A 24,661-nucleotide genomic window follows, 5' to 3' on the forward strand; every position below is an offset into this window, starting at 1 on the left:
TCACATGTACCCCAGGTCTTCGAGCTGTTCCCTCACCGCGTCCGCGTCGCCGGGACCCGCCGTTTCGACGGTGCGCTCAGGAGGGCTGTGGTCGACTCTCTCGAGTTCGGCCTCGATGGCGCCTTTCACGTCGAGGACGCTCGAGATGGCCTCGACGATTCCCGGTCGGGTGCTGGCGACCATCGCCTCGTGGGTGTGCACACCGTCCTGCAGGCCGTGGTCGCTCACGAGCACCAGTTCGTCCCTCTCGCCCAGGTCGTCACGGACCTCGCCCACGAAGTCGTTTAGTTCGTCGTACGCCTCGCGCTGGAGTCCCGGCGCCTCGTAGGCGACGTGGCCGACGAGGTCGAGGCCGCTCGTGTACGCGAAGACGAGCTCGGACGTGCCGCCACGAAGCGCCCGCCGGGCCCGGGCGATGCGTATCATCACCATCTCGAGACACTGCTCGTAGAACGCCACGGGGTCGGACGACCGGTGGCCGCCGACGGCCTCCGGGTCCCGCTGGAACAGGTCGCCCATGTTCTGGCGGAGCTGGTTCTCCCGGTCGGTCTCGTCGGGGTCGACGACGTAGTTCGGGATGCCGATAGCGGTTCCGTCGGTGGTATCGAACACCGTCTCGATGCCCCGCTTTGCGTAGTACGTCGCCGGCGTCCGGAACGCGTCGGCGGTGGTGTTCGTGAGTATCCAGGCGCCGATGCGGGTCTGGATCGGGTCGGGCAACAGGTAGTCGGCGACCCGGCTCCCGGCGTCGAGCAGCGGGTTCTCCCAGGCGACGCCGTCGTCGTCGAGCGTCAGGCCGTGCTCACGGGGTTCCAGTCCCGTGATGATCGTCGGCCAGAGCTCGTGTGTGCTCGGTTCCCCCTCGACGCTGTCGATCGTCGCTATCGAGTCGTGGGCGTCCAGCACGAGGTTCGGGTGTCGCTGCCCGTCGACGAGTTCCGGGTCGAGAGCGTCGATACCCAGGACGACGAGGACCATCGTTGTCACGGGGGAGTCCCGGCGGCCGCTAATCTCTTTCGGATGGCAACCGGAACACAGAAACTTCTCCCCCGGAAACGGACCACCCACGTAGCGATGGAGCGCCCCAACATCGTCTGGATCACGCTGGACAGCGTCAGGGCTGATCACACCACCCTCGACGGATACGACCGCGAGACGACGCCGGAACTCGAGCGTATCGGGCGCGACGGACACGCGTTCCGGAACTGCATCGCCCACAGCCTCTCGACGCTGCCATCGACCGGGGCGATGATGAGCGGCTACCCCCCCCTCACACAACACCGTCGGCGTCGACGGCAACCGGCTCCCCGACTCCATCACCACGATGCCAGAGCGATTCGCCGACGCCGGCTACGCCACGGCGTGTCTCTCCCGAAACTCGTATCTCAGTTCGGCGACCGGCCTCGATAAGGGATTCGACCGCTTCCAGTGGCTCTCCTCGTCGACGCTCCACGAGGCCGGCATCGGGCCGCTCCTCTCGTACGCGCTGAACCTCCGGACACATTCTGCGGGATTGTCCAGGGATACGGCCAAGCACTCGTCGGCGTACCTGATGAACGAGGTAGCGAAAGACTGGCTCGCTGACTTCCGGCGCAACGACGACCCGTTCTTTTTCTACCTGCACTACAACGAACCGCACCGCCCGTACTACCCGCCCCGGAAGTATCTGGAGCGGTTCACCGACGACATCTCGATGTCGGGAACGGAGGCCGCCGAGTTCGCGCTCGATGTCCACTACAACCTGGAGGACGTCGTCGCGAACGGCTGTGAGCTGACCGACGACGAGTGGGCCGCGCTGGAGGCGATGTACGACGCGGAGATAGCCTACACCGACGAGATGGTGGGGCGCCTCTTCGATTACATCCAGTCGCACGGCGACCGGGACACCGTCGTGGTAATCACCGCCGACCACGGCGAGCTGTTCGGCGAGTACGGCCTCCTGTCGCACAGTTACGTCCTCCACGACGCGGTTACGCGCGTGCCGCTGGTCGTCCAGGGACTCGACGAGGACCTGGCCGTCGACGGCGACGACACGGTCCAGCACCTCGACGTGTTCCGGACCCTGCTGAACGTCGCCGGCGGTGACCCGGGCGACACAATCGGCGTCGACCTCCGGGAAGAGACGCGGGACTTCGCCGTCTCGCAGCGCGGCCCGACGGATTTCGACGAACTGCTCGCACACAATCCGTCGTTCGATACCTCTCGGTTCCACACGGAGACGCTGACGGCACTCCGAACGCCGGAGTTCAAGTACCAGCGGAGTTCCGAGAAGGCCGAGCTGTTCGCGCTCCCCGACGAGGACGAGGACGTCTCGGGGGACTATCCCGAGGAACGAGCGGCGCTTGAGGAAGAACTGGGCGACTGGTTGGACAAGTACGGGCAGCCGGTCGGGGACGCAGAGGAAGGCGAGTTCTCCGACGCGGTGACCCGGCAGCTCCGCGACCTCGGGTACATGGAATGAGACTCGGAAAGACCGCCGCCTCCCACTTCACCTCACAGGTCGTCGTCACGCTGGCGGGGTTCCTCGCGACGTGGCTCATCGCGTTCGTCCTGGGAGCTGAGGGGCTCGGCCGGTACTCGGTGGTGGTCTCGCTCGGCTTCTTCTGGCTGGTCATCCCGTCGAACGCGGTCAGTATGGCGGTCACGAAGCGGATGAGCGAACGGGAGTCGCCGGCGGCGTTCTTCGGCGGGGGCGTCCTGCTGAACATCGTGTTGGCCGCCGGGCTGGCCGCGCTCGTGCTCGCTGCCGGTGAACTGCTGGGCGGTGTCGTCTCGCGAAACCGCGAGCTGATGATCGTCCTCATCGAGTACGACGTGGAAATAGCGGTGTTGCTCACCGCCGCCATCGCCCACCAGACGGCGCAGGCGGTTCTTCAGGGGCAGAAGCGCGTCGCCACGACGGGATGGTTGAAAGCCGGGGAGCGAATCGGCCGGACGGCGTTCCAGGTCGGGGCGCTCGTCCTCGGGCTGGGCGTCGCAGGCATCTCGTTTGGACACGCCGCGTCGCTCGCGCTCGTCGCGGTGGCTGGCTTCGTCTTCAGCAAGTATCGGCCCTCGATTCCGTCACTCGCCCAGGTGAAAAGCCTCCTGCGATACGCACAGTTCGCCTGGGCCGGGGCGCTGCGCGGTCGCGTGTTCGGGTGGCTCGACACCATCGTCCTCTCGTTTTTCGTCAGCGCGTCACTCATCGGCATCTACGAGGCCGCGTGGGGTATCGCCTCGATGTTGGCCATCGCGAGCGGGTCCATCAGCCAGACGCTCTTTCCGGAGGTGAGCGAACTCAGCACGGACAGCGGGTTCGACCGCATCCGCCACTATCTGGACGAGGCGCTGGCGTTCAGCGCGATCTTCGTCATCCCGGGGCTGTTCGGGACGCTCGTGCTCGGCGAGCGCGTCCTCAGGTTCTACCGGCCCGAGTTCGGGCAGGGGACACAGATACTGCTCGTTCTCATCCTCGCGTACCTGGCAGATGTCTTCGCGTCGCAGTTCACGAACGTCCTCAACGGCATCGACCGTCCCGACGCGGCGTTCCGCGTCAACGGCCTGTTCATCGTGGTCAACATGGTGCTGAACGTCGTCCTCGTCTGGCAGATCGGCTGGTTCGGCGCGGCGCTCGCGACGGCGTCGTCCTCCCTGCTCCGGGCCGTCGCCGGCTACTGGGTCCTCGAGGGGATTCTCGAGAGCGTCAGCATCCCCGTCGGCGAACTACTCCGGCAGGTCGTCGCGGCACTGGTGATGGCCGGTGCAGTCTTCCCGGTCGTCGGCCTGGCACCGAGCGGTCGGGTGGGGACCGTCCTGCTGGCCGGGTTCGGCGGCGTCGTCTACTTCGGCGTCCTGCTGGGGATTGCACCGAGAATTCGCTCGAAAGCGTTCTCGCTCGTTCCGCAGGCCGCCTGAGAGTCCCCTGGTCGCCATGGGAATCCTTAATGGCGACAGTGCTGGAAATCCACACATGGAGAAGGTCCTCCTCGTTACGATCGACTCCCTGCGAGCCGACCACGTGGGGTACCACGGGTACGAGCGGGACGTCACGCCGAACATCGACGAGCACGCGGCACGCGGCAGCCGGTTCACGAACGCTCACTCGCACGTCGGCGGCACCAGGTTCTCGTTCCCCGGCATCCTGACGGGCGTGACGCCGATGATGTACGGCGGTCACGAGCGCATTTCGGCGGACCAGACGCTCGTCTCGGAGGTGTTCCACGACGCCGGCTACCGCACAGGCGGCTTCCACTCGAACCTCTACGTGTCCGGGCAGTTCGGCTACGACAGGGGCTGGGACGAGTTCTTCGACTCGGCGCCCGACGAGTCGGCCACCTCGAAGTTCCGCAAGTGGGCGAAGACGAATCTCGACGGCGTCGTGCTCGACGTCCTGAAGAAGGGCTACGACTTCCTCGAGTCCTCTCAGGGGATGAACGTGGGCTCGTACCACGTCCCCGCCGACGAGATGACCGACCGGGCTATCGAGTTCGTCGAGGACACGGGCGACGACCCGACGTTCGCGTGGGTCCACTACATGGACGTCCACCACCCGTTCCTCCCGCCCGAGGAGTACCAGCGGGAGTTCCTCGACGAACCGGTCTCCCACGAGGAGTCCATCCGGCTCCGCCGGAAGTTCATCGAGAACCCCGACGACGTCACCGACGAGGAATACCAGACGTTCATCGACCTCTACGACGCCGAGATCAAGTTCAACGACGCCGAGGTCGGCCGCCTGCTCGACGCCGTCGAGCACGAGTGGGGCGACGACTACCTGCTCGCACTCACCGCCGACCACGGCGACCACTTCCTCGAACACGGCTATTTCGGGGCGCACGACTGCTCGAGGTCAAGAACCACGTCCCCCTGTTCGTGAGCGGATGGGACGACGAGGGGGAGTACGACGAGCTCGTCGGCTTGACCGACCTCCCGTCGACCCTCGTCGACAGTGCCGGCCTCGAGATTCCGGACAACTGGTTCGGGTACACTCTCCGCGACCTGGTGTTCGACGGCGAGTGGGAACGGACCGACGTTATCGGTGGCTACCGCGACGAGGACGGCGAGCACATCCGCGTCAGAGACTCCGAGTGGAACCTCGTCGTCCACGAGAACGAACCGGACGCGCTGTATCACCTCGCAGAGGACCCCGGGGAACACGAGAACGTCCTCGACGAGCACCCGGACGAGGAACGGCGGCTGCGGAAACGCCTCGACACACACCGACAGCTCGTAGAGTCGACGATGGCCGAGGACGTCGAACGCCCCGACATGAGTGAGGACGTCAAGGAACGGCTCCGCCGCCTGGGCTACAAGGAGTAGTCAGGCAACGGCCGCGAGAATCTCGCGATACCGCTGGCAGGCCGCCTCGAAACTGTACTCGGTTTCGATCAGCTCCCGTCCGTTCGCACTCAGTGCTGCGAGGTCGTCGCGGCCGAGTATCGCCTCGATGCCGTCCCGCAGCGCGGCCGGGTCGCGACTGTGGATGTGGAACCCCGTCTCACCGTCGCGAACCACGTCAGGGACCCCGGAGACCGGCGACGCGTACACGGGAGTCCCACAGGCCAGCGCCTCGAGAATCGTCGTCGGCAAGCCCTCGGTCGGCTGGGACGGGAGCACGAGCAGGGACAGCCGGTTCAGTTCCCCGGGGACGTCGTCGTGGTCGACCCAGCCGGCCAGCTGGACCTGGCCGGATTCGATCTCGGCGGCGAGTTCGCCCGCCAGCCACTCGCGCAGGTCGCCGTCGCCGATGAAGCGGAAGGTGACGTCGTCGGGGAGGTCCCGGGCCACCTCGGCGAGCGCCCGGATCCCCTTCTCCTCGTCGAGTCGCCCGAGGAATCCGACGACCCGCTCGCGCTCGGCATGTGGGGTGGTCACGTCGAACTCGTCGGTCCGCACGTACCGGGCGCCCTGGGGGAAAACGTCGGGCGCTTCGGGATGGAGGCCGAGCTGGCGAGTCATCGACGGCGTGTAGGTCACGACGCCGTGCGCAGCGGCGAAGCCGGCCCGTTCGAGTGTGCGGACCAGGCCGGCGAGGCCCCGGGCGACCGGATCTGGCAATCGCTGCTCCCAGTTGAGTCGCAGGGTCAGCGGCACGTCGCCGCGGGGTTCGACCAGGACGGTCTTGCCGAGGAGTCGCGCGGCGAGTATCGGGAGGAGATACGACGTCGCGCCGTAGAACAGGACGACGTCCTCGTCGCGATTCGCGAGCACGCGACACATCCGCAGCTGGTTCAGGAGGAACCTGCCGGCGGCGACCGGCACGGAGTCGCCGGCGCCCTTCTGGGTCAGCTCGATCAGTTCGTGCCGGTCGCGAATCTCGGAGTCGGCCGGCAGGTCCGCGGTGACGAGCGAGACAGCGGTGATGGCCGAGAGGATGTCGAGCAGGCTCCGGGTCGCGTTCTCGCCCGCGGCCGCGAGAGGGTGAGTGACCACGCAGACATCCGGCAGGTCGGTGTCCGACATCGTCATCCCCACACGTACATGCCATAGAGGTAGCCGACGCCGACGGCCCCCGTCAGGACGAACAGGAAGACGAGCTGGAGGACGCCCGCGACGGACGGTGAGCGGGCGAGGCCGCCGAGACGGTCCGGGACGAACGAGCACAGCAGGTCGCCGAGGAAGGCCGACTCCTCGCCGGTCGACTCGGGGACGAACACCTCCATCCCTCGTTTCGAGTACCCCTGCCAGAAGGCCCGGTCGACCAGCCAGCCGGGGTCGGTCCGGTAGTCGAATATTTTGTGGGCCACCAGCGCGTCCGGGGTGTAGTAGACGCCCGCGTCGTACTCGCTTCGGAGCCGGGCACAGAGTTCGGTCTCACCGCCCTGGAGGTTCTTCTCCCCCTGTCGGCCGCCGATGTCGTCGTCGAACCCCCCCAGGTCGAGGAACACCTCGCGGTCAAACGAGATGTTCGAGCCGAAGGTGTTGCGGACCTCGCCCGCTGCCTCCGGATCGCCGTCGGGGCCGAACCCGCGATGGGTGACGCCGACGAGCCAGTAGAACTCCTCGGGGAGGAAGGCCGGTTTGCCGGCGATCCACGCCGGTGTCATGCGGCCGCCGACAGCCAGTGCATCCTCGCGGTCGTACGCACACACGAGTGCTTCGACCCACCGCTCGTCGGCGATAGCGTCGTCGTCGATGAACGCGACGACGTCGCCCGTCGCCACGGCCGCGCCGTTGTTCCGACTCTCGAGCAGGCCGACGTTCTCGTCGTTGCAGTGGGTCAGGACGTCCTCGCGGCCGCCGAAGTCCGCCTCGTAGCGCTCGTAGACGGCCTCGTCGCCGTCCGAGACCAGCACCAGCTCGACGTCGTCGTAGGTCTGGTCGAGGACGCTCTCGGCCGCCGCGCGACAATCGTCGTACCGGTCCAACGTGTGTGTACAGAGGACGACCGAGACACGCATGTCGGGCCATGGACGACCGGTGCTGTTAGTCGTTTCTATCCGTCATGTAGTCCGTCGCTCGCGGCGGCGCGGGATGCTGAACCGCCAGACCGCCGACGTGTCGCTGCTTGTTCGAGGCGCGCGCTCGTCCAGAGGTCAAAAGGCTTATGCGCGCCTTGGCAGTTTCTCCGTCCAATGAGTCAATCGTCGGGCTATTTTGACGACAACCCCGAACTCGACGCCGCCCTGGACTGGGCCGAGCGGTGGTATCACGTCCCGATACTGCTGGTCATGGTCGGGTTCATGCTCTGGAACCGCGTACAGAACTGGCGCCGTTTCGTCGTCGACGGCGAGGTGCTCTTCCGCGGGAACGACCCGTTCTACCACTTCCGGTCGACGATGTACGTCGTCAGGAACTGGCCGGCGACGATGCCCTTCGACCCCTGGACACGGTTCCCCATCGGGAATCGCTCCGGGCAGTTCGGCACCCTGATGGACCAGGTCGTCGGGACCGTCGCGCTGGTGCTCGGTCTCGGGTCACCGAGCGAAGGCACCGTCGCGATGACCGCGCTGTTCGCGCCGGCCGTCATGGGGACGCTCGCGGCGATCCCCACCTACTACGTCGGCAAGCGCCTGGGCGGACGCATCGGCGGCGTCACCGCCGTCGTCGTCCTGGCACTGTCGGCCGGCACCTTCACCCAGCGGAGTCTCGTCGGCGTCTACGACCACCAGGTCGCCGAGGGCCTCCTCCAGGTGACGGCGGTGCTCGGGGTGATGGTCGCCCTGAGCGTGGCCGAACGCGACCGACCCATCTACGAGCAGTTCGTCGAACGCGACGTCGCCTCCCTCCGTGACACCGTCGGCTGGTCGGTGCTCGCCGGGTTCGGCGTGGCCATCTACCTGTGGACCTGGCCGCCGGCCGTCCTCCTCATCGGCATCCTCGGCGCGTTCTTCCTCTTCCGTCTCGTCGTCGAGTTCTGGCGCGGCCAGAGTCCGGAACACACCGCAATCGTCGGCGCGGTGACGATGGGGACGGTCGGCGTCCTCACGCTTGCGTCCCTCCAGAAGTTCGGACTCACCGCGACCGACCACTCCGTCCTCCAGCCGCTCCTGGCTTTCGCGGTCGCGTTCGGGTGTGTGTTCATGGCCTGGCTCGCCCGCTACGTCGAGGCCGAATCGCTCGACCGGAACCTCTACCCGGTGACGGTCTTCGGCATCATCGCCGTCGGGGCGATACTCATGGCCATCCTCCTGCCCGACGTCTTCAGCTACTTCGTCGACCAGGTGCTCCGGGTCGTCGGCTTCACCGCTTCGCCATCTGCGACCCAGACCTCCGTCGGTGAGGCCCAGCCGCTGCAAAATCCCTCGTCGCTGTACAACGAGTACGGTCTCGCGCTCCTGCTTGCCATCATCGGCGCGCTGTACGTCCTCTTCCAGCAACTGTTCGGCAGCAGGCGGTCGGCCGAAGAGTTCCTCGTCGTCGTCTGGACGGCGATTATCTTCGCGGCAACGCTCACCCAGCTGCGCTTTGGCGTCTACGCCGTCTTCCCCATCGCGACGCTCACGGGTCTGGTCGTGGGCAAGGCCGTCGACTGGATCGACCTCTCGGCGGCGGACGGCGTCGACACGTACCAGGTACTCGCCGTCATCACCATCGTGTTCGTCGTCGTCGGGCCGCTGGTGTTCGTCACGCCGACGGCACTCGACTACGGCAGCACGGCCAACCCCGGTGACGGGATCCAGGGCTGGGACCAGAACCTCGAGTGGATGCAGGGCAACACCCCCGAGGAGGGCGCCTACGGCGTCGGCGGCAACCGGTCGCTCGAGTACTACGGCACCTACCAGATTCAGGACGACTTCGACTACAGCGAGGGCGAGTACGGCGTCATCTCCTGGTGGGACTACGGGCACTGGATCACGACCCAGGCCGAGCGCATCCCCAACGCGAACCCGTTCCAGCAGGGCTCTGACCTCGCGGCGAACTTCCTGCTCGCGCCGACCGAGGAGCAGGCCAACTCGGTGCTCGACGGGATCGACGAGGACGACGCCCACACGCGGTACGTCGCCGTCGACTGGAAGATGACGCAGGTCGCCGCCGGTCCCGGCTTCCAGGGCAAGTTCTTCGCGCCGCCGCGCTTCGAGGACCAGTACAACACCACCGCCACCGACTACTACCGGGCAATCCAGGTCCAGCAGAACGGCCAGGTGACCAACCAGCGGTTCTACTACCGGAGCCAGGACTACTACGACACGACGGTCGTGCGCCTCTACGAGTTCCACGGCAGCGCCGTGCAGCCACAACCGTTCGTCGTCGACTGGGACCGCGAGACGGTCAACGGACGGACCTTCAGGGTCACCCCCGCCGACGGTCGCACCCTCAAGCAGTTCCCCAACATGTCCGCCGCTCGCCAGTTCGTCCGCGAGGACGGGACCGCCCAGGTCGGCGGGTTCGGGACCAATCCGGGCGAACGCGTCCCGGCGATGGAGCACTACCGCTACGTCGGGTCGAGCTCGATGACCGGCTACGAGTCCTCGGCGCACAACCGCGCGACGCTCATCGAGGCACAGAGCATCGGGCTACGGCTCCGGCAGGCGAGCACCTGTACGGCAAACGAGACGAGCATGCCCCTCGAGGGAGTGAACTACTGCATGCCCGACGCCGGGGCGGACCTGATGAACGCCAACACCCCGGCGTGGACCAAGACGTTCGAGCGAGTCCCGGGCGCGACCATCGAGGGCACCGGTCCGGCCAACACGACGGTGACCGCCGCCGTGCGGATGCACAACGAACAGACCAACGAGACGTTCGTCTACCGCCAGCAGACACAGACCGACGCCAGCGGGGACTTCGAGATGACTGTCCCGTACTCGACGACCGGCTACGACGAGTGGGGGACCGAAGCCGGCTACACGAACGTCAGCGTCCGCGCCGAGACGAGTTACCAGTTGACCGCGACGGGCGCACAGAACGGCGTCCAGATGCCCTTCGCCGCGACGACCAACGTCACCGAGGGGCAGGTCATCGGCGAGAACGAGTCGGCGTCGACCGTCGAACTCGAACCGGCCTTCGAGATACAGACCAACGACACCCAGAGCGAAAACGAGACGGCGGGCAACGCCACCACCGACGACGGTGAGCAGACGACAACGAACGAGACCAGCGGGTCGGACACCTCGACGAACGCCTCGAGCTCGCTCGCGCCGATCTCCGGCGAGCGGTCCGTCGTCGCCCCCTGACTGCCCTCGTTCGTTTCGGTGCGGGTTTCTGCGCATGTCGCCGTCGACGCACTGGCTCAGGCTGTAGATGTCTCTCTGGCACAGTCACACAGAAGGTGTTTGCGTCGGACCGACCGCCGGCCTCAGGCGAGCGGGTTGTAGGTCCCGCTGATGTCCCACTCGTGCAGGCAGTAGGGGCTGCCGGCCTCCCTCTCGCCGTCCTCGACGGCGATGACCCAGCCGACCGTGCTGTCGTCCCACACGTCGTGTCGCCCACACCGTTCACAGACCCGCTCCCGTGGGGGTACGATTTCTGCCATGTGCGGTGACAGTAGACGAATCCCTATCAGCGTGCCGGTCTCCCGGGGTGACCGGCTCAGAAGTCCGGCAGGTCGTCGACGTCGGGTTCTTCGGCCTCCCACTCGAGGTAGTCGTCGGCCAGCACGTCACAGACGACCTGACCGAGTTCGGTCAGGGCGGCGTTGATGCCCGAGACGGTCGCCCATGACTCGATGTCGGGGTGGACCTCCCGCTCGCGCCAGTCCTCCGGGAGGCCCGGCGCGTGGTAGCCGACGCGACCGGCAAAGGAGTCCCAGAAGAAGTCGAACTCCCCGACCAGACCGAGGTCGGTGACGATCTGCCACGCTGACTCCTCGAGGCCGGTTTGCGCCGCCCACTCGTCGAACGCGTCGGCCCAGGCGCCCGCTTCGAGCGCCTCGGCGAGTTCCTCGCGTCTGTACTCGTCGCCCTGGACGTCCGCGTCGTCGTACTCGTCGACCGACGTTCCGGTAGCGAGCTCCGGAACCGCCGGCGTCGCGACGTCGAGCCCCATGGCCGACCGTACGGCGCCACACGGGATAAAATCAGGCCGTGGGAGTCCCGGAGAGGGCCCTCTAGGTCACGTCCCCAGTTGTGACTGGCCGCGGCCCGGTCGTATCCGGCACACACGTCGGGCGTTACGCCGAGACGTACTGTGCTTCCCAGTCCTGCCGGGCGTCGAGTTCCCGCAGCCCTCGCTGGGTCAACGTATAGAAGTTCGTCCGCCTGTCGAGCTGGCCCTTCTCTACGAGCCCCTTCTCGACCAGTGTGTCGAGGTTCGGGTAGAGCCGCCCGTGGTTGACGCCTCCCTCGTAGTACTCCTCGAGCTCCTCTTTGATGGCGAGGCCGTGGGGTTCGTCCAGCCCGGCGATTACGTACAACAGGTCACGTTGGAAACCAGTTAGGTCGTGCATAAACGGTAGGTTGTTCAACGTACCCTACATATATCACTCTTGTTAATCTCGGAGTGAGTAGCTACCTCGGTGGTACGTTCGTAGTGAACCGACGGGAGACGAATTGTGCCGCTCCCGACGCACCACTGGCCGGGCTCCGGTCCCGCGCCACGGCCCCACATCTAGACGAATAAACATTACGGGGAGCGATGTCGGGGCGATAAGTGTCAGGGATAGATCCTGAACTAGCGGACCATCGCACTATCGGGGACGGCATCGGGTCCCTCGGGTGCTCGTCCCCGTGCCCTCGCCCGTACCCGACAACGGTAAAGGAGATGACTGTGTAAGGCGGGTGATGACCGAATACGCGGAGTCGGCGCCGGACGACCTCCCGGAGCCATCGGGAAAGGGGTCCGTCCAGGTCGTCGGAACCGCCCACGTCTCGGAGCACAGCGTCGCGGAGGTGAAAGAGGCGATAGCCACCTCGCGTCCCGACATCGTCGCCGTGGAACTCGACGAGGGTCGGTACCGGCAGATGCAAGGCGAGACGCCCGACGACCTCGACGCCAGCGACCTGCTCAAGGGGAACACCGTCTTTCAGTTCCTCGCGTACTGGATGCTCTCGTACATCCAGACCCGCCTGGGCGAACAGTTCGACATCGAACCGGGCGCCGACATGCAGGCGGCCATCGACACGGCCGAGGAGCTGGGGCTGGGCGTCGCACTCGTCGACCGCGACATCCAGACGACCGTTCAACGGTTCTGGGCTCGACTGACGGCCAGAGAGAAGCTCAGACTCGTGGGGAGTCTCCTGGCCGAGCTCGGTCCGCCGCTCACCGTCGGCCTCAGCATCGGCGCCGTCCTCGGCATCTCGGGGTTCGTCGTGGCCTCGGCGCTCGGTGGCCCGTTCATCCTCCCGCCGGCCGTCGCGGGCGCCGTCGGCGGGTCGATCGTCGGTATCCTGGATGCGCTGCTGGTCGGCGTGGCGGTGACGCTCCTGGTCGGGACGGCCATCGCTGCGCTGCTCGCCCGCCAGCGCGGCGGGGACGACATCGACGAGTTCGACATCGAACAGCTGACCGACACGGACGTCGTCTCGGCGATGATGGAGGAGTTCCGCCGCTTCTCGCCGGGCGGCGCCGAGGCGCTCATCGACGAACGCGACGCGTTCATCGCCCATCGCCTCGTCGGCCTGCGGGAGTCGGGCTACGACGTCGTCGCCGTCGTCGGCGCGGGCCACCGGGAAGGCATCGAGCGGTATCTCGAGAACCCCCAGTCGCTCCCGCCGATGGAGTCGCTTGTCGGGAAGGAGACAGGTAGCCGGTTTTCGCTGTACAAGCTCGTCGGCTGGGGCATCACCGTCGGGTTCGTCGCGTTCTTCGCCCTCCTGGCGATGGCCGGCGTGCGCGACACCTTCCTGCTCCAGATATTCGCCGCCTGGTTCCTCATCAACGGCATCGTCGCCGCGGGCCTGGCGCGCCTGGCCGGTGCCCACTGGAGCAGTTCCCTGGTCGGCGGCGGCGTCGCCTGGATGACCAGCGTCAACCCGCTGCTGGCCCCGGGCTGGTTCGCCGGCTACGTCGAACTGCGCTACCTCTCGGTCAACGTCGGCGACATCGGGAAGCTCAACGAGATCCTGGCCGACGAGGAGTCGCCGGTACTGGACCTGGTCCAGCGCATGCGCGCCGTACCCCTGTTCAGACTCATCCTCATCGTCGCCATGACGAACATCGGGAGCATGATCGCGAGCTTCCTGTTCCCGGTCGTGGCGCTGCCGTATCTCGCCTCGCAGGACCGCGACGTCGGCTGGGTCGTCTCGAAGATGATCGAGGGCGCACAGAACAGCGCCGACCTCATCTGGGGCCTGGTCGTATGAACATCACCTTCAGCGACGAGGAGCTCAAGGACCTGCTCGTGGCCTGGGCCGCCCTGGGCGTCGCGTTCACGCTCTTCCTCGAGCGGGACATCCGGATGGCGCTCCTGGGCCAGATCGGCGGCCTCACCGTCAGCGGCGTCGTCTCGACACTCGTGGTCAGTCTCCTGACCGTCGGCGTCGGATTCTTGCTCCACGAGCTCGCCCACAAGGTCGTCGCCGTTCGCTTTGGCCAGCTCGCCGCGTTCAAGGCCGACTACCGGATGCTGGGTTTCGCCATCGTCGGCGGCCTCGCTGGCTTCCTCTTTGCGGCGCCCGGCGCCGTGGTCCACCGCGGCCGCATCACGGAACGCGAGGGCGGCCTCATCGCGCTGGCCGGCCCGGTGACGAACCTCGGGCTGGCATTGCTGTTCATCGTCTCTGTGCTCGCGACGCAACTGGCGGGCCTGCGGGGGTTCCTCCTCGACCTCACCCGGATGGGCGTCCAGATAAACCTCCTCCTGGCCGGGTTCAACATGATCCCGTTCGGCCCGCTCGACGGTCGGAAGGTGTGGTCCTGGAGCAAGGCGGCCTTCGTCGGCACCGTCCTCGCCGTCGTCCTCTTCGGCGTCGCTGGCTTCGCGGTCCTGTAGGCCAGCCCCGGGAACGATGCGCTTTGCCCGCGCCACGTGCCCACTCGGATATGACCGACGAGCACGGGGACCCGGAGGACGAGGGCGCAGAGGACGAGGGACTCACCTACGCCGAGACGGGCGTCGACATCGACGCCAGCGAGGCGGCGACGAAGGCGCTCATCGGCGCTGCCGGCGAGTTCGAGGGCGACTACGCGGGCTTGGTCGACATCGGCGACCAGTACCTCGCGCTCGCGACGGACGGCGTGGGCACGAAACTGCTCGTCGCCGAGGCCGTCGACGACTACTCGACCATCGGCATCGACTGCATGGCGATGAACGCGAACGACCTCGTCGCGGCGGGGGTCGAACCGGTGGCGTTCGTCGACTACCTCGCGGTCGAGGCGCCCGACGAGGCCACGAGCGAGGCAATCGGCGCAGGGCTCCGCGAGGGTGCCGAGCGGGCCGGCGTCGCGCTCGTCGGCGGCGAGACGGCCGTGATGCCCGACGTCATCAAGGGACTGGACATCGCCGGCACGTGCGCGGGCCTGGCGCCCAAGGACGGCGTCTTCCCGGGCGAGGCCGAGGCCGGCGACGCCATCGTCGGATGGCCGTCCTCGGGCATCCACTCGAACGGGCTGACGCTGGCCCGCGAGGCGGTGACCCGGAACCACGAGTACGGCGACCCGTTCCCGCCGAACCCCGAGGTGACCATCGGCGAGGAACTGCTGACGCCGACGCGCATCTATAGCGACGTCCTCCCGGCCCTCCGGGATCACGAGACCCACGCGGCGGCCCACGTCACGGGCGGTGGCTGGACGAACCTCACGCGGATGGGCGAATTCCGCTACGACGTCGACGACCCGTTCGACGCACAGCCGGTCTTCGAGTTCGTCCAGACCGAGGGCGACGTCAGCGACGAGGAGATGCACCGGACGTTCAACATGGGGACCGGGTTCGTGGCCGCGCTGCCGCCCGAAGACGCCCAGTCGGTCGTCGACGCGTCCGAGGACGCGCGAATCGTCGGCTCCGTGGCCGAGGGCGACGAGGTGGTCTCGATTCGCGGCCTCGAACTGTCCGGCTGAGCCCACTCAGGCTGGTTCGACAGGCTCGAGTTCGGCGTCGCTCTCGCGCACTGATTCGGCGACGCGCAACTGGAGCGCTTCTCTGAGATGATAGCGGACACGGTCGTGCTCTGCCTGCTCCAGGGCTGATTCCAGACGCTCGTCGACGGACACGGTTCGTGACATGGCTCTAGCCCAATCGTCTCGCGACCGACCGAAATACCCACCCGATAGTTCGAGCGCGAAGGCAGTGGCTGAGCGACGGAAGCGGGTACATAACGGTCGCAGACGGCGCGGGCCCGGCGCCGTCAGCTGACCGTCCGGGCGATGTCGGCTTCGGTGATGACGCCGACGGTCCGCCCGTCCTCGACGACCATCACGGCCGCGTTGTGGTTGAGGTAGGCGTCGACCTCGTCGATGGTCGCATCGGGCTCGACCGTCGCGATCGACTCGTGCATCACTTCTGCGACGGGGAGGTCGCCGACGTTCTCCTCCGGGCGCTGGCGGATGTCCGAGTTCCCGATGAGTCCCTGTGGCGAACCGTCGCGGATGACGGGGACCTGCGAGTACCCCCGCTCGTCCATCAGCGCCTTCGTCTCGTGGACCGAGTCGTCCGGGGCGACCGAGACAACAGGAGAGTTCATCAGGTCCGACGCCCTGACGATGCCGCCCTCGGCCTCCTCGAGTGCGTTGACGATGCGGCGGAGCGTCGAGAGGCGCGGGTCGACGTCCCCGCCCTCGATGCGCGCGATGAGCGGCTGGGAGACGTCGGCCTGTTCGGCCAGTTCGCTCTGGGTCAGTCCGAGCTCGTTCCGGCGCTCCCGGAGGTCCTCGGGCGTCGGCAGCTCCATACGCCGTATTACTAATGGTTATACAAAAAGCCATCGGCTACACGCCAGGGCCAGCGACGGTGATGCGCGCCGGTCAGGCCTCGGCCTCGGCCTCGTCGTCCTCCTGGGTTTCGAACACTTCGATGACCTTCAGGGGGACGTCGCGGAGAGCGCCGCCGATCTCGCTCTTGGCGATGCGCTGTGCGTGTTCGGTCGACTCGGCGTTGAAGACGTCCATCTCGAGGACGAGCCCGACCAGCGCCGTGTCGGCGGCGATAAAGGCCGAGTCGAACGGTTCGCCACAGGCGGGACAGCCTGTCGCGCCGACCTCGACCTCGACGTAGTCCATCTCCGCCTCGTTGAGCCGTTTCCCCGCCTCGCTCACGGCGACACCGATGGCGTCGTCGATGTCTTCGACGTCACGGACCAACCAGGCTGCTTCCATCGCTACGAGATAGTTCATACCCGATGCAACGACGCCCGCCTATTCGTTAGTTTTGATTCGCTCGCGGTGCGCACGTCATCGCGAATATTCCCATAACTTATCCAGACTCCGGTGCTCCCTCATGGTCCAGTTACACCGCGAACGGGGTGAACGACTCAGTGACTTGGACTCTCTACAAGTGGAGTTTAATCGCCAGACTGCGGCCGGATTATCTGTCACGAACGTTCAAACATGACTGAGCGGTGGTGATAACTTATTTATACCGGCGTTTTCCTCTGGACGACCGAGGGACGATGGAATCCCAACTGTACAAGACGACGTTGCTCGCGCTGTACCAACTGAGCCTGGTGCTGGGTATCGTGCTGTTCCCGGTGGCGATGGTCACCCAGCGACTCGGTGTCAGACTGCCCGTCGAACGACTCGTGACGGGGCTCAACGAGGCCTACGAGCAGGCGAGCGCGTGAGGTGAGAGCCGCCTGGTGGCGGTCAGGCTCACCACAAGAAGAGGTTTTATCACCGCCCGACTGATACCGGTTGGTAATGCGAGAGACAACTCCCGGCCCCGATTTCTCCCGACCGCCGAGTGCGGACGAGTTCCAGAGCGACCCGTACGCACCCGAGGTCGGGTCGCTGCCCGAGAAATCCCCACAGGACACAGAGAAGGTGAACAAGACGGGGACGACCACCATCGGCATCACGACGGCCGACGGCGTCGTCATCGCGACGGACATGCGCGCCTCCCTCGGTGGGCGGTTCGTCTCCAACAAGAACGTCCAGAAGGTCGAACAGATCCACCCGACCGGGGCCCTCACGCTCGTCGGGAGCGTCGGCGGCGCCCAGTCGTTCATCCGCACCCTCCGAGCCGAGGTCAACCTCTACGAGGCCCGCCGGGGCGAGGACATGTCGATGCAGGCCCTCTCGACGCTCGCGGGTAACTTCGCCCGCGGCGGCCCCTTCTTCGCTATCAACCCGATTCTGGGTGGCGTCGACGAGGACGGTCACCACGTCTACTCCATCGACCCGGCCGGCGGTGTGATGAAAGACGACTACACCGTCACCGGGTCCGGGCTGACTGTCGCGTACGGGACCCTCGAGGACCGCTACGAGGACGACATGAGCAACGAGGAGGCACGCGAGGTTGCCGCGGCGTCCATCAAGGCCGCCGCCGAGCGCGACACCGGGTCCGGCAACGGCATCTACCTGGCCGACGTCACCAGCGAGGGCGTCGACATCCAGGGGTACGACTTCGACGAACTCCTGTAATCCGGCTTGTTCGTTTCCCGGGACACGTTGTTCTCGGTCCGCTGGTCCGGCTCGGCCCGGAACGTTCGTCGCATCCGGGACGACGTCGCCGGGAGTCCCGCACGATTTCACCGACGTACATGCATATTCGTCCAGAAATTCCTCGTTACAGAAGGCACTTATACTGCTAGTCGAAGGATTACGTATGACCTCCACGGAACCGCCCCGAAAAATGAAATCGACGTTGTTCTGTCCCAACTGCGAGTACCGCGGCGACGCCGACACCGACTGGGTGGAGTACACCCTCCGAGGACACACCCAGCGTCGCTGTCCCGCGTGTTACGACGTCGTGGACAGGCGGCCAGCACGCGGCGACGACGACGCGTGGGCACGGTACACGGCACCGGTGCAGTCCAGTCTCGTCGCGTGGAAAGCCGGCCTGCACCGCGTCAGCGAGTCGGTAAAGCAACTGACCTCGCTGTAGGCCCCCATCGAATCCGCTGTCGCGTCCCGCCGTCAGCGGGTGACCTCGACGCCGGTAATCTCGAACCGGGCGCCGCCCGTCTCTGTGGCGGCGTAGTCGAGTGACCAGCCGTGAGCATCGGCGACCTTGCGAGCGATGCTGAGGCCAAATCCCGTCCCCTCCGCGAGATTCGACCACCCTGGCTCGAAGACCGCGTCCCCGATTTCGGCCGGAACCCCTGGACCGTCGTCCTGGACGTAGAAGCCGTCCGCCAGCGTCCCGACGGTGACTGTCACCGACTCCCCGCCGTGTTCGACGGCGTTTCGCAGCAGGTTCTCGAAGAGCTGTTTGAGCCTGGACCGGTCGGCGTGGACGGTACAATCGCTGTCCGCCCGCAGCGTCGCCGCCTCCGTCTCGACGGTCTGCCAGCACTCCGTCACCAGGGTCGCGAGGTCGATCGCTTCGGCGTCGTTCACCTGATTGCCGTCCCGAGCGAGCTGCAGGAGGTCGTCGATGAGCGTCGACATGCGCTCGTGTGCGTCCTCGACACGGTCGAGATGGTCACTCTCACAGTCCTCGCGGGCGAGTTCGAGGTTGGCCCCCGCCACGTGGAGTGGGTTTCGGAGGTCGTGACTGACGACGGACGCGAACTGCTCGAGTTGCTCCTCGCGCGCTTTCCGCTCGGAGATGTCCCGGCTGACGACGATGAACCGCGCCTCGTCGTCCATGTCGTGGCGCCGGGTGTGGACCTCGACGGGGAACGTACTCCCGTCTTTTCGGCGGTATCGTCCCTCGACCGTGAGTTCGTCGTCTTGGTCCATCGACTGCCAGTGGGCCCTGGCGGTCTCCGGGTCGGCGCGCTCGTCGATGTCCCAGACCGCCATGCCGGTTAGCGTCGACTTGTCGTAGCCGGTCTCTTCGCACAGTCGCGGGTTCGGGTCGATGATATTCCCGTCCGCGTCGTGGAGGTTGATCATGTCCGGCGACTCGTCGAACAGCGATTCGAGTCGTCCCTTCGTCTCCTCGAGCGCCTGTTCGCGCCCTTTTCGCTCGGTGATGTCGCAGCTGTTGACGACGACGCCCTCGATGCCCGGGTGGTCCCGGTAATCGGTGGCCCGAAGGTCGAGCCAGCGCCACTCGTCGGTCGCCGTCCGGAACCGGAGTTCGTCTTTGGTCCGGCGCTCGTCGCTCGTCAGGAGCTGCGTGAATGTCTCGTACGCCGAGGCCCTGTCGTCCGGGTGGCCGTAGTCGAACCCCTCCTCGCCGACTCGTAGCCGAGAATCCGTGTGACCGACGGGCTCTGGTACTGTATCCGTCCGTCCTCGTCGAGGACGGTGATGATGTCCGTCGACCCATCGAGATACGCCTTGTACCGCTCGAGGTCGCGCTGGCGCTCTTTCCGGTCGGTGATGTCCTGGAACAAGGAGATGATGGTCACGACGTCGCCGTCGTCGTCGGTGATGAGGCGATTGTGCCACTCGCAGACGATTCGCTCGCCGTCCTTGCGGACGTTCTCGTCGACGCTTCGGAACCCGCCCCGCGCCTCGATGAGCTCGTCGGTGACCCGGTCGACGTCCTCGTAACTCTCCTCGGTGACGAGCACCTCCCACGTCTCGCCGACGAGTTCCGATTCAGAGTACCCGAGGATATCCTCGCCGGTCTCGTTCAGTCGGACGATCTCGAAGGCCTCGTTGTACTCCAGAACGCCCATCGGCGACTGCTCGACCAGCAGCGAGAGTCGGTCCCGGCTCGCCTCGAGCGCGGTCGCGGCCCGGTACTGCTCGACGGTGTTCGTGATGCGGTTGGCGAGCACTGTGTACTGTCCCGTGCCCGTGTCCTTTTGCAGGTAGTCGGTGACCCCCTTCGAGATGGCCTCGCTGGCGATCTCCTCGGACCCTTTCCCGGTATAGAGGATAAAGGGTAGGTCCGGGAACTCGGCCCTGACGGCCTCGAGAAACTCGATGCCGTTTCGACCCGGGATTTCGTAGTCGGAGACGATGCAGTCGAACTGGCGGTCGGCGAGCGTCGCCAGCCCCTCGTCGACGCCGGTAGCCGTGGTCACCTCGAACTGGTCGTTCTGTGTTTCGAGATAGGTCTTGGTGAGCGCCAGGAGGTCCGGGTCGTCGTCCACGTGCAGGATGGCGACCGGGCCGCCGTCGGCAGCGTGCTCGCTTGCAGGTGAGGTCATCCGTCGACCACCCCGCTTTCTGGAGCGGTCGCCAGCCTTGCGTCGTCGATCGATGCCGTGACTGGGCCGCCAGTCTCACGCGGCAGCGGCCAGTCGACCACAAATGGCGTGGACAGCGAGCCACAGGAGCACCTCGCGAAATCGGTGGCGAAGGCCTGGGGACAGCGTAGTATCATCATGTGTTTCGTGGAGGACGGCAAGATGGGGCAGATCGGGCATCGCAAACGGGCGAGGTGTGGCCCGGGTGCTCGCAGACACCCCGACGTGAGACGCTCCCGGGTCCGACACCCAAGCATACAGTGTACGAAACTGACGTATCGGGATATAGTCTTTATGTTAGTCTGTGACAATGTACACGGTTCCAGGGAAGGGACTAGCGCGATTCCGAAATGGACGCCCGGGACACTTCCGAGTGAGTCTCTACGAGTAGGCTCGGGGAAAATGACGGTCGAAGAATCGGTCGGTGAAACGCCGAGCTACGTGGGAACCGACTCGTGTTCGAGGGCGTCGTAGATGTCACGGTGTTCGTCCCGGTCTGCCTTGGCGACCCGCAACACCAGTTCCCGTCGGCTGTCGTCCATCTCGTCGTCGAGTGGAGTGCGGTCACCAGTCTGTTCTTCCGTCGAGTCGTCGGACAGTTGATCGAGACCATCTTCGACGAGGTCACCTCGCTACTGCGCGATGACTTCGTCCAGGTCGACATCGGTGGGGTGCGTGCGGGGATAGTCGATCACTTGGTCCTCGTCGACTGTCTTTCATCCGTTCCGGACTGCTTCAGTATCTCCCTGATTTCATCGGCGCAGGTAAATCTGTGACCGTTGATCGGATAGAAGACTGTCGTCGTGTTACTGAACGTGCTGACGATCCGCCCAGTCTGCACCACGGCTGCAGAAACCTCACCGAACGCTGTCAGAAGCAGCGTACGAGATACAGAGGATGTCTCTCGTACCGGGGGCAACGAGGACCACTGGAAACGAGCCAGTCGTGAGTCGTGCATTACTTACTCGACTCTGTGCTCGCGCCGGAGCTGACATCCGAGTTCGCTCCGGTGGAATCCTTGCTTTCGGTGGTGACGTCGACCGTATTGAGGGTGGCTCCGTCTCCGCGGAGCCTCGGGACGAGCAGATCAACGTGGACGCCGATTCGGCCCTCACTGAGCCTGGCGTAGACGAGGACCCCCACGAGGCCGGCAAGTGCCGCGAGGACGCCCAACAGTCCGGCCTCGGGACCGAAAGCCCCGCCAGTCCACGTCGCCGGCCCGGTCGTGTCGACTACGAGAATGCGCGCGGGCGCCTCTATGCCGCTGACGGGGTGACCGAATACCACACCCATCACCAGGTTCCAGCCAGCGTGGAATCCGATAGCGAGACCGAGCCGTCCGGTTACCACGTAGCTCACCGCGAGGGTAATCGCAATGACGGCGATGCCGATGACTGCGACGAACGACGCCCCCGCGTTCGTTACGTGGACAACACCGAACAGAAGGCTCGAAACGGCGACGGCGATAGCGACTGCCACTGTTGCACCGTATCCCGCGAGGCCCTCTGCGACGTTCTTTAATACGAATCCACGGACGACCAGCTCTTCGTAGAGGGCGACAACCGCGAACAGCGCGAGCGAGGCGACCATCGCCAGCACGAAGCCTCCGGGTCCCGCGACGAGTGTCTCCGTGATGACGGCCCACCCGCTCGCCAGTTCGACGCCGAGTACGGCAGTTTGGACGGCGGTCGCCAGGCCGAGACCGACGACCAGATCACGCCACCAGGTACGACCGCCACGGAACCCGTAATCGGTCAGTGGACGCCTGTCAAGGTAGCGGGCGACGATGCCGACGCCGGCGACGGCACCAACTCCGAGACCGAGAGTCGTCCCGACGAGATAGTATGCGAACGAACTCGACGGCCAGAAAACACTCATCGCGAGTTCGGCGACGAGAGTCCCAACGACGGCAAAGAGGGCGATCACGACGAATCCGACAGCCACGCGAACGGGCGCACGAGCGCGCCCCTCCGAAGCGTTCCAGATGTACCTGCTGAAGATCATGAAAGCAGTACGCACCGCGACCGCATAACTGTAGATGTGGCCACATTTATCACAGACGCTGCCTCTCTCCACGTACACCGATTCACGCCATTCCTCCGGTCGTCTCCGGTACTGTGGGGCGTCTCCGTAAATTGGACTCATCCAATTCTTCGACGGTTGCGGTAGGGCCGAGTGACCGATTCGCGCTCTATCTGAAACACAGTCGTGAAAGGCTCCTCGAAGGCTGTCAGAGCGGCGTACGAGATACAGGGCTCTATACGGTTGCCTCGACGGCGTCCACGTCAGCGAGTCGCTCGCTGCCATAAACGACGACGAGGACCAGCGCGGCTAACAGGAACACGACCGCATAGAGCCCATTTGGCAGATCGGTCTGGAGCGCGGTCCCACCGCCGACGAGGTAGAAGATGCCGCCAGTGTTTACGGACGCGTGCAACACCATCGTCAGCAAAACACTGCCGCCAGTCTCGTTGTAGAGCCAGGTGAACACGACCGAGAGCGCTATCACCGCGAGGGCGTAGTAGTACACCGGGTCACCGGCCTGTGTCGACCCCGCGACCAGAAACAGTGGCAGGTGCCACGCGAACCAGCCGACGCCGATGATCAGGCTCGCGGCGAGTGCCGAATACGATCGCTGTAGTCGCGGCAACGCGAAGCCACGCCAGCCGAGCTCCTCGTTGCCACCACCGACGAGGAAGACCTGGAGGAACAGCACCGGATACAGCAGGAGGACGCTGGTCGACTCGGGGCTGAACTGACCATCGAACACGAACATGTGGATGGCACTCGCCGTGATGACGGCGATAGCCGGGAACGACAGTGCGAACACCCAGTACCTGACGGGAACGTTCCATCGGAGGAGTTGCGCTGCCCACTCACGGATGCTGTCGCCGATGACCCACGTAACTAGCGCTGCGGCCACGAGCGGACCGAACCCGCCGACCATGATGAACAGCATCGTCTGGAGGTCGTTTGCGAGTATCAACGGAGACCACGTCGCCCACCAGTCGCCGAAAACCAGCGGCGTCCACGCCGTCCACGAGAGCAGGTACGCGACGACGAAGAACGTCGCCACTGGGTGGTTACTGACGTGTCTGCGGATGCGGAGGGCCATAGCGTTAGACTATATTCACATATATTTGAACATTTCCAGAGTTCTCCCGTGGCGAGAATCGAGCTCCGTCAGTAGAACCGATGTAACTGCGCCGACGGTCCCGGGATAGACCGTCCACGGACGTCGCCTCCGCTCACCCCATCATCCGGTATTCCCACCGGCTAATACTGCCAGCCACGATAATGCGCCCCACCGACTAGTTTCGAGTATTCCAGCAGCGACTGGAACCCGAGGGCAATCCCAGCGGTCACAAGGAGTGCGAGAATGAACCCGGCGACACCCCACGCGATGTCTCGGAACAGGTGCTCGCGGTCGACCCACCACGAGACGATACCGGCTGCGTAGACGATGAGAAACGGGACGACGATGGCCGCGCCGTACCACTTCGGATGGACCCGCACCTTCGCGACGCTGCGGAACCACTCGCGGACGTTCTCGCCGCTGGCCCAGACGACGATTGCCGCGGCGACCGACGGTGCGAGCGCGCCCAGGAAGCCCGCGAAGAACCAGCTCGTCCAGGAGGGCTGTGTCATCCCAGTCAGGTCGGGAACCAGCTCCACACCCCACGCCAGCGCGTACGCCAGCACGAAAAACGACGTGAGACGCCGTTCGCGAATCACGCTCCCCAGATACCACTCGGACCGTTCGGGGCTCATAGATAAACTGACACAGAGCGTGAACGTAAGTCATCCCTGCACCTGATTTCAGTTAGATATCTTACACTATACGGGTCAGTAGATGTAACCGTGAGTCACGAAAGCCACACACAGATGTCCCAGTCCGGAATCGAATCGGCGCGAATCTCCTCTCGAACGAGACCCGGTTCGAGGTACTCTGTGCACTCGCGAATCAGCAATTCGAGGAACCGAGTGCGCCCGGAATGTCCTTCAGTGAGTTGTTCGGAGCGACGACCACGGACGATTCGGGGAACTTCACCGACCACCGGAAGCGCCTGCTCGACCAGCTCGTGACGAAAGAGGACGAGTGCTATCGCCTCACCCACGGC

The 24,661-nt window shown here is 65.5% G+C and carries 27 protein-coding genes and 2 pseudogenes; 14 read left to right on the plus strand and 15 right to left on the minus strand.

What is annotated here, in order from left to right; all coding sequences use genetic code 11:
• Positions 1-978 (minus strand): alkaline phosphatase family protein, encoded by a 978-nt coding sequence (locus P1N55_RS02255; protein ID WP_276277399.1) that lies wholly within the window; start codon positions 976-978, stop codon positions 1-3.
• Positions 979-1,020: 42 nt separating this feature from the next.
• On the opposite strand from P1N55_RS02255, the gene P1N55_RS02260 reads away from it, so the two are divergent.
• Genes P1N55_RS02260 through P1N55_RS02280 form a run of 5 tightly spaced genes read left to right on the plus strand, consistent with a single transcriptional unit; the run spans position 1,021 to position 5,298 of the window.
• Positions 1,021-1,410, plus strand: a complete 390-nt coding sequence (locus tag P1N55_RS02260; RefSeq protein WP_276277400.1) for a sulfatase-like hydrolase/transferase — start codon at positions 1,021-1,023, stop codon at positions 1,408-1,410.
• Positions 1,325-2,461 (plus strand): sulfatase-like hydrolase/transferase, encoded by a 1,137-nt coding sequence (locus P1N55_RS02265; RefSeq protein WP_276277401.1) that lies wholly within the window; start codon positions 1,325-1,327, stop codon positions 2,459-2,461. The genes P1N55_RS02260 and P1N55_RS02265 overlap by 86 nt, the downstream gene beginning before the upstream one ends.
• On the plus strand, positions 2,458-3,897 hold the full coding sequence (locus P1N55_RS02270; RefSeq protein ID WP_276277402.1) for a lipopolysaccharide biosynthesis protein: 1,440 nt from the start codon (positions 2,458-2,460) through the stop codon (positions 3,895-3,897). Before P1N55_RS02265 ends, P1N55_RS02270 begins: the two co-directional genes overlap by 4 nt.
• Positions 3,898-3,952: 55 nt before the next feature.
• The gene (locus tag P1N55_RS02275; RefSeq protein ID WP_276277403.1) at positions 3,953-4,855 is read left to right on the plus strand and encodes a sulfatase; all 903 of its coding nucleotides are present in this window, start codon (positions 3,953-3,955) and stop codon (positions 4,853-4,855) included.
• Positions 4,852-5,298 (plus strand): sulfatase/phosphatase domain-containing protein, encoded by a 447-nt coding sequence (locus tag P1N55_RS02280; protein WP_276277404.1) that lies wholly within the window; start codon positions 4,852-4,854, stop codon positions 5,296-5,298. Before P1N55_RS02275 ends, P1N55_RS02280 begins: the two co-directional genes overlap by 4 nt.
• On the opposite strand, the gene P1N55_RS02285 is transcribed toward P1N55_RS02280, so the two are convergent.
• Together P1N55_RS02285 and aglG are read right to left on the minus strand one after the other, a co-directional pair.
• Positions 5,299-6,441, minus strand: a complete 1,143-nt coding sequence (locus tag P1N55_RS02285) for a glycosyltransferase family 4 protein (RefSeq protein ID WP_276277405.1) — start codon at positions 6,439-6,441, stop codon at positions 5,299-5,301.
• Between the two features lie 2 nt (positions 6,442-6,443).
• Positions 6,444-7,379: a glucosyl-dolichyl phosphate glucuronosyltransferase gene (aglG, locus tag P1N55_RS02290; RefSeq protein ID WP_276277406.1), complete on the minus strand. Its 936-nt coding sequence runs from the start codon at positions 7,377-7,379 to the stop codon at positions 6,444-6,446.
• 174 nt (positions 7,380-7,553) lie between these two features.
• On the opposite strand from aglG, the gene P1N55_RS02295 reads away from it, so the two are divergent.
• A complete protein-coding gene (locus P1N55_RS02295; RefSeq protein WP_276277407.1) occupies positions 7,554-10,595 on the plus strand; it encodes an oligosaccharyl transferase, archaeosortase A system-associated in 3,042 nt (1,013 codons plus the stop codon).
• Between the two features lie 122 nt (positions 10,596-10,717).
• Here P1N55_RS02295 and P1N55_RS02300 read toward each other — a convergent pair whose 3' ends face one another.
• From P1N55_RS02300 to P1N55_RS02310, 3 genes are all read right to left on the minus strand, one after another.
• Complete coding sequence (locus P1N55_RS02300; RefSeq protein ID WP_276277408.1) at positions 10,718-10,894, minus strand: HEWD family protein; 177 nt, start codon at positions 10,892-10,894, stop codon at positions 10,718-10,720.
• Positions 10,895-10,950: 56 nt separating this feature from the next.
• Entirely contained in the window at positions 10,951-11,406 is a 456-nt protein-coding gene (locus P1N55_RS02305) for a hypothetical protein (RefSeq protein ID WP_276277409.1), read from the minus strand.
• Positions 11,407-11,530: 124 nt separating this feature from the next.
• Positions 11,531-11,806 carry a PadR family transcriptional regulator gene (locus P1N55_RS02310; RefSeq protein WP_276277410.1) on the minus strand — a complete coding sequence of 92 codons (276 nt, stop codon included), beginning with the start codon at positions 11,804-11,806 and terminating at the stop codon, positions 11,531-11,533.
• A 334-nt stretch (positions 11,807-12,140) separates the two neighbouring features.
• Between P1N55_RS02310 and P1N55_RS02315 the strand changes: the two genes are divergently transcribed.
• From P1N55_RS02315 to purM, 3 genes are read left to right on the plus strand one after another with little or no spacing between them, the layout of a single operon-like run.
• On the plus strand, positions 12,141-13,661 hold the full coding sequence (locus P1N55_RS02315; RefSeq protein ID WP_276277411.1) for a TraB/GumN family protein: 1,521 nt from the start codon (positions 12,141-12,143) through the stop codon (positions 13,659-13,661).
• Positions 13,658-14,290, plus strand: a complete 633-nt coding sequence (locus tag P1N55_RS02320; protein ID WP_276277412.1) for a zinc metalloprotease — start codon at positions 13,658-13,660, stop codon at positions 14,288-14,290. The genes P1N55_RS02315 and P1N55_RS02320 overlap by 4 nt, the downstream gene beginning before the upstream one ends.
• Before the next feature lie 50 nt (positions 14,291-14,340).
• Positions 14,341-15,354 carry a phosphoribosylformylglycinamidine cyclo-ligase gene (purM, locus tag P1N55_RS02325; protein WP_276277413.1) on the plus strand — a complete coding sequence of 338 codons (1,014 nt, stop codon included), beginning with the start codon at positions 14,341-14,343 and terminating at the stop codon, positions 15,352-15,354.
• Between the two features lie 6 nt (positions 15,355-15,360).
• On the opposite strand, the gene P1N55_RS02330 is transcribed toward purM, so the two are convergent.
• The 3 genes from P1N55_RS02330 to P1N55_RS02340 form a co-directional block, all read right to left on the minus strand.
• On the minus strand, positions 15,361-15,519 hold the full coding sequence (locus tag P1N55_RS02330; RefSeq protein WP_276277414.1) for a hypothetical protein: 159 nt from the start codon (positions 15,517-15,519) through the stop codon (positions 15,361-15,363).
• Positions 15,520-15,641: 122 nt separating this feature from the next.
• Positions 15,642-16,184 carry a CBS domain-containing protein gene (locus P1N55_RS02335; protein WP_276277415.1) on the minus strand — a complete coding sequence of 181 codons (543 nt, stop codon included), beginning with the start codon at positions 16,182-16,184 and terminating at the stop codon, positions 15,642-15,644.
• A gap of 73 nt (positions 16,185-16,257) precedes the next feature.
• Entirely contained in the window at positions 16,258-16,626 is a 369-nt protein-coding gene (locus tag P1N55_RS02340) for a DUF555 domain-containing protein (protein ID WP_276277416.1), read from the minus strand.
• A 275-nt stretch (positions 16,627-16,901) separates the two neighbouring features.
• Here P1N55_RS02340 and P1N55_RS02345 point away from each other — a divergent pair, with 275 nt between their 5' ends.
• From P1N55_RS02345 to P1N55_RS02355, 3 genes are all read left to right on the plus strand, one after another.
• Positions 16,902-17,072 (plus strand): hypothetical protein, encoded by a 171-nt coding sequence (locus tag P1N55_RS02345; protein ID WP_276277417.1) that lies wholly within the window; start codon positions 16,902-16,904, stop codon positions 17,070-17,072.
• Between the two features lie 76 nt (positions 17,073-17,148).
• Positions 17,149-17,871, plus strand: coding sequence for an archaeal proteasome endopeptidase complex subunit beta (gene psmB / locus P1N55_RS02350; RefSeq protein ID WP_276277418.1), 723 nt, complete (start codon positions 17,149-17,151; stop codon positions 17,869-17,871).
• A 184-nt stretch (positions 17,872-18,055) separates the two neighbouring features.
• Positions 18,056-18,334 (plus strand): hypothetical protein, encoded by a 279-nt coding sequence (locus P1N55_RS02355; protein WP_276277419.1) that lies wholly within the window; start codon positions 18,056-18,058, stop codon positions 18,332-18,334.
• Positions 18,335-18,366: 32 nt separating this feature from the next.
• Here the strand turns inward: P1N55_RS02355 and P1N55_RS02360 are convergent, their stop codons facing one another.
• From P1N55_RS02360 to P1N55_RS02365, 3 genes and pseudogenes are all read right to left on the minus strand, one after another.
• The gene (locus P1N55_RS02360) at positions 18,367-19,401 is read right to left on the minus strand and encodes a two-component system sensor histidine kinase NtrB (RefSeq protein ID WP_346430023.1); all 1,035 of its coding nucleotides are present in this window, start codon (positions 19,399-19,401) and stop codon (positions 18,367-18,369) included.
• Positions 19,399-19,545: pseudogene (locus P1N55_RS19875) on the minus strand (hypothetical protein); the annotation flags it as partial. The gene P1N55_RS02360 and the pseudogene P1N55_RS19875, both read right to left, overlap by 3 nt.
• Positions 19,506-20,501 carry a PAS domain-containing response regulator gene (locus P1N55_RS02365; RefSeq protein ID WP_276277420.1) on the minus strand — a complete coding sequence of 332 codons (996 nt, stop codon included), beginning with the start codon at positions 20,499-20,501 and terminating at the stop codon, positions 19,506-19,508. The gene P1N55_RS02365 and the pseudogene P1N55_RS19875, both read right to left, overlap by 40 nt.
• A gap of 494 nt (positions 20,502-20,995) precedes the next feature.
• Here P1N55_RS02365 and P1N55_RS02370 point away from each other — a divergent pair, with 494 nt between their 5' ends.
• Positions 20,996-21,316 (plus strand): hypothetical protein, encoded by a 321-nt coding sequence (locus tag P1N55_RS02370; RefSeq protein ID WP_276277421.1) that lies wholly within the window; start codon positions 20,996-20,998, stop codon positions 21,314-21,316.
• Between the two features lie 181 nt (positions 21,317-21,497).
• Here the strand turns inward: P1N55_RS02370 and P1N55_RS02375 are convergent, their stop codons facing one another.
• From P1N55_RS02375 to P1N55_RS02385, 3 genes are all read right to left on the minus strand, one after another.
• The gene (locus P1N55_RS02375; RefSeq protein ID WP_276277422.1) at positions 21,498-22,544 is read right to left on the minus strand and encodes a CPBP family intramembrane glutamic endopeptidase; all 1,047 of its coding nucleotides are present in this window, start codon (positions 22,542-22,544) and stop codon (positions 21,498-21,500) included.
• Positions 22,545-22,797: 253 nt separating this feature from the next.
• A complete protein-coding gene (locus P1N55_RS02380; RefSeq protein WP_276277423.1) occupies positions 22,798-23,655 on the minus strand; it encodes a CPBP family intramembrane glutamic endopeptidase in 858 nt (285 codons plus the stop codon).
• 161 nt (positions 23,656-23,816) lie between these two features.
• Positions 23,817-24,311 carry a hypothetical protein gene (locus P1N55_RS02385; RefSeq protein ID WP_276277424.1) on the minus strand — a complete coding sequence of 165 codons (495 nt, stop codon included), beginning with the start codon at positions 24,309-24,311 and terminating at the stop codon, positions 23,817-23,819.
• 134 nt (positions 24,312-24,445) lie between these two features.
• Here P1N55_RS02385 and P1N55_RS20095 point away from each other — a divergent pair.
• A pseudogene (locus tag P1N55_RS20095) lies at positions 24,446-24,613 on the plus strand (DUF7347 domain-containing protein); the annotation flags it as partial.
• Positions 24,614-24,661: the final 48 nt, after the last annotated feature.

This window comes from Haloarcula regularis, assembly GCF_029338315.1.
Taxonomy (GTDB): domain Archaea; phylum Halobacteriota; class Halobacteria; order Halobacteriales; family Haloarculaceae; genus Haloarcula; species Haloarcula regularis.

Coding starts and splice junctions, on each gene's coding strand:
- P1N55_RS02255 (WP_276277399.1), bottom strand. CDS start 978: ATGGTCCTCGTCGTCCTGGGTATCGACGCTCTCGACCCGGAACTCGTC.
- P1N55_RS02260 (WP_276277400.1), top strand. CDS start 1,021: ATGGCAACCGGAACACAGAAACTTCTCCCCCGGAAACGGACCACCCAC.
- P1N55_RS02265 (WP_276277401.1), top strand. CDS start 1,325: ATGCCAGAGCGATTCGCCGACGCCGGCTACGCCACGGCGTGTCTCTCC.
- P1N55_RS02270 (WP_276277402.1), top strand. CDS start 2,458: ATGAGACTCGGAAAGACCGCCGCCTCCCACTTCACCTCACAGGTCGTC.
- P1N55_RS02275 (WP_276277403.1), top strand. CDS start 3,953: ATGGAGAAGGTCCTCCTCGTTACGATCGACTCCCTGCGAGCCGACCAC.
- P1N55_RS02285 (WP_276277405.1), bottom strand. CDS start 6,441: ATGTCGGACACCGACCTGCCGGATGTCTGCGTGGTCACTCACCCTCTC.
- aglG (WP_276277406.1), bottom strand. CDS start 7,379: ATGCGTGTCTCGGTCGTCCTCTGTACACACACGTTGGACCGGTACGAC.
- P1N55_RS02295 (WP_276277407.1), top strand. CDS start 7,554: ATGAGTCAATCGTCGGGCTATTTTGACGACAACCCCGAACTCGACGCC.
- P1N55_RS02300 (WP_276277408.1), bottom strand. CDS start 10,894: ATGGCAGAAATCGTACCCCCACGGGAGCGGGTCTGTGAACGGTGTGGG.
- P1N55_RS02305 (WP_276277409.1), bottom strand. CDS start 11,406: ATGGGGCTCGACGTCGCGACGCCGGCGGTTCCGGAGCTCGCTACCGGA.
- P1N55_RS02310 (WP_276277410.1), bottom strand. CDS start 11,806: ATGCACGACCTAACTGGTTTCCAACGTGACCTGTTGTACGTAATCGCC.
- P1N55_RS02315 (WP_276277411.1), top strand. CDS start 12,141: ATGACCGAATACGCGGAGTCGGCGCCGGACGACCTCCCGGAGCCATCG.
- P1N55_RS02320 (WP_276277412.1), top strand. CDS start 13,658: ATGAACATCACCTTCAGCGACGAGGAGCTCAAGGACCTGCTCGTGGCC.
- purM (WP_276277413.1), top strand. CDS start 14,341: ATGACCGACGAGCACGGGGACCCGGAGGACGAGGGCGCAGAGGACGAG.
- P1N55_RS02330 (WP_276277414.1), bottom strand. CDS start 15,519: ATGTCACGAACCGTGTCCGTCGACGAGCGTCTGGAATCAGCCCTGGAG.
- P1N55_RS02335 (WP_276277415.1), bottom strand. CDS start 16,184: ATGGAGCTGCCGACGCCCGAGGACCTCCGGGAGCGCCGGAACGAGCTC.
- P1N55_RS02340 (WP_276277416.1), bottom strand. CDS start 16,626: ATGAACTATCTCGTAGCGATGGAAGCAGCCTGGTTGGTCCGTGACGTC.
- P1N55_RS02345 (WP_276277417.1), top strand. CDS start 16,902: ATGGAATCCCAACTGTACAAGACGACGTTGCTCGCGCTGTACCAACTG.
- psmB (WP_276277418.1), top strand. CDS start 17,149: ATGCGAGAGACAACTCCCGGCCCCGATTTCTCCCGACCGCCGAGTGCG.
- P1N55_RS02355 (WP_276277419.1), top strand. CDS start 18,056: ATGACCTCCACGGAACCGCCCCGAAAAATGAAATCGACGTTGTTCTGT.
- P1N55_RS02365 (WP_276277420.1), bottom strand. CDS start 20,501: ATGACCTCACCTGCAAGCGAGCACGCTGCCGACGGCGGCCCGGTCGCC.
- P1N55_RS02375 (WP_276277422.1), bottom strand. CDS start 22,544: ATGATCTTCAGCAGGTACATCTGGAACGCTTCGGAGGGGCGCGCTCGT.
- P1N55_RS02380 (WP_276277423.1), bottom strand. CDS start 23,655: ATGGCCCTCCGCATCCGCAGACACGTCAGTAACCACCCAGTGGCGACG.
- P1N55_RS02385 (WP_276277424.1), bottom strand. CDS start 24,311: ATGAGCCCCGAACGGTCCGAGTGGTATCTGGGGAGCGTGATTCGCGAA.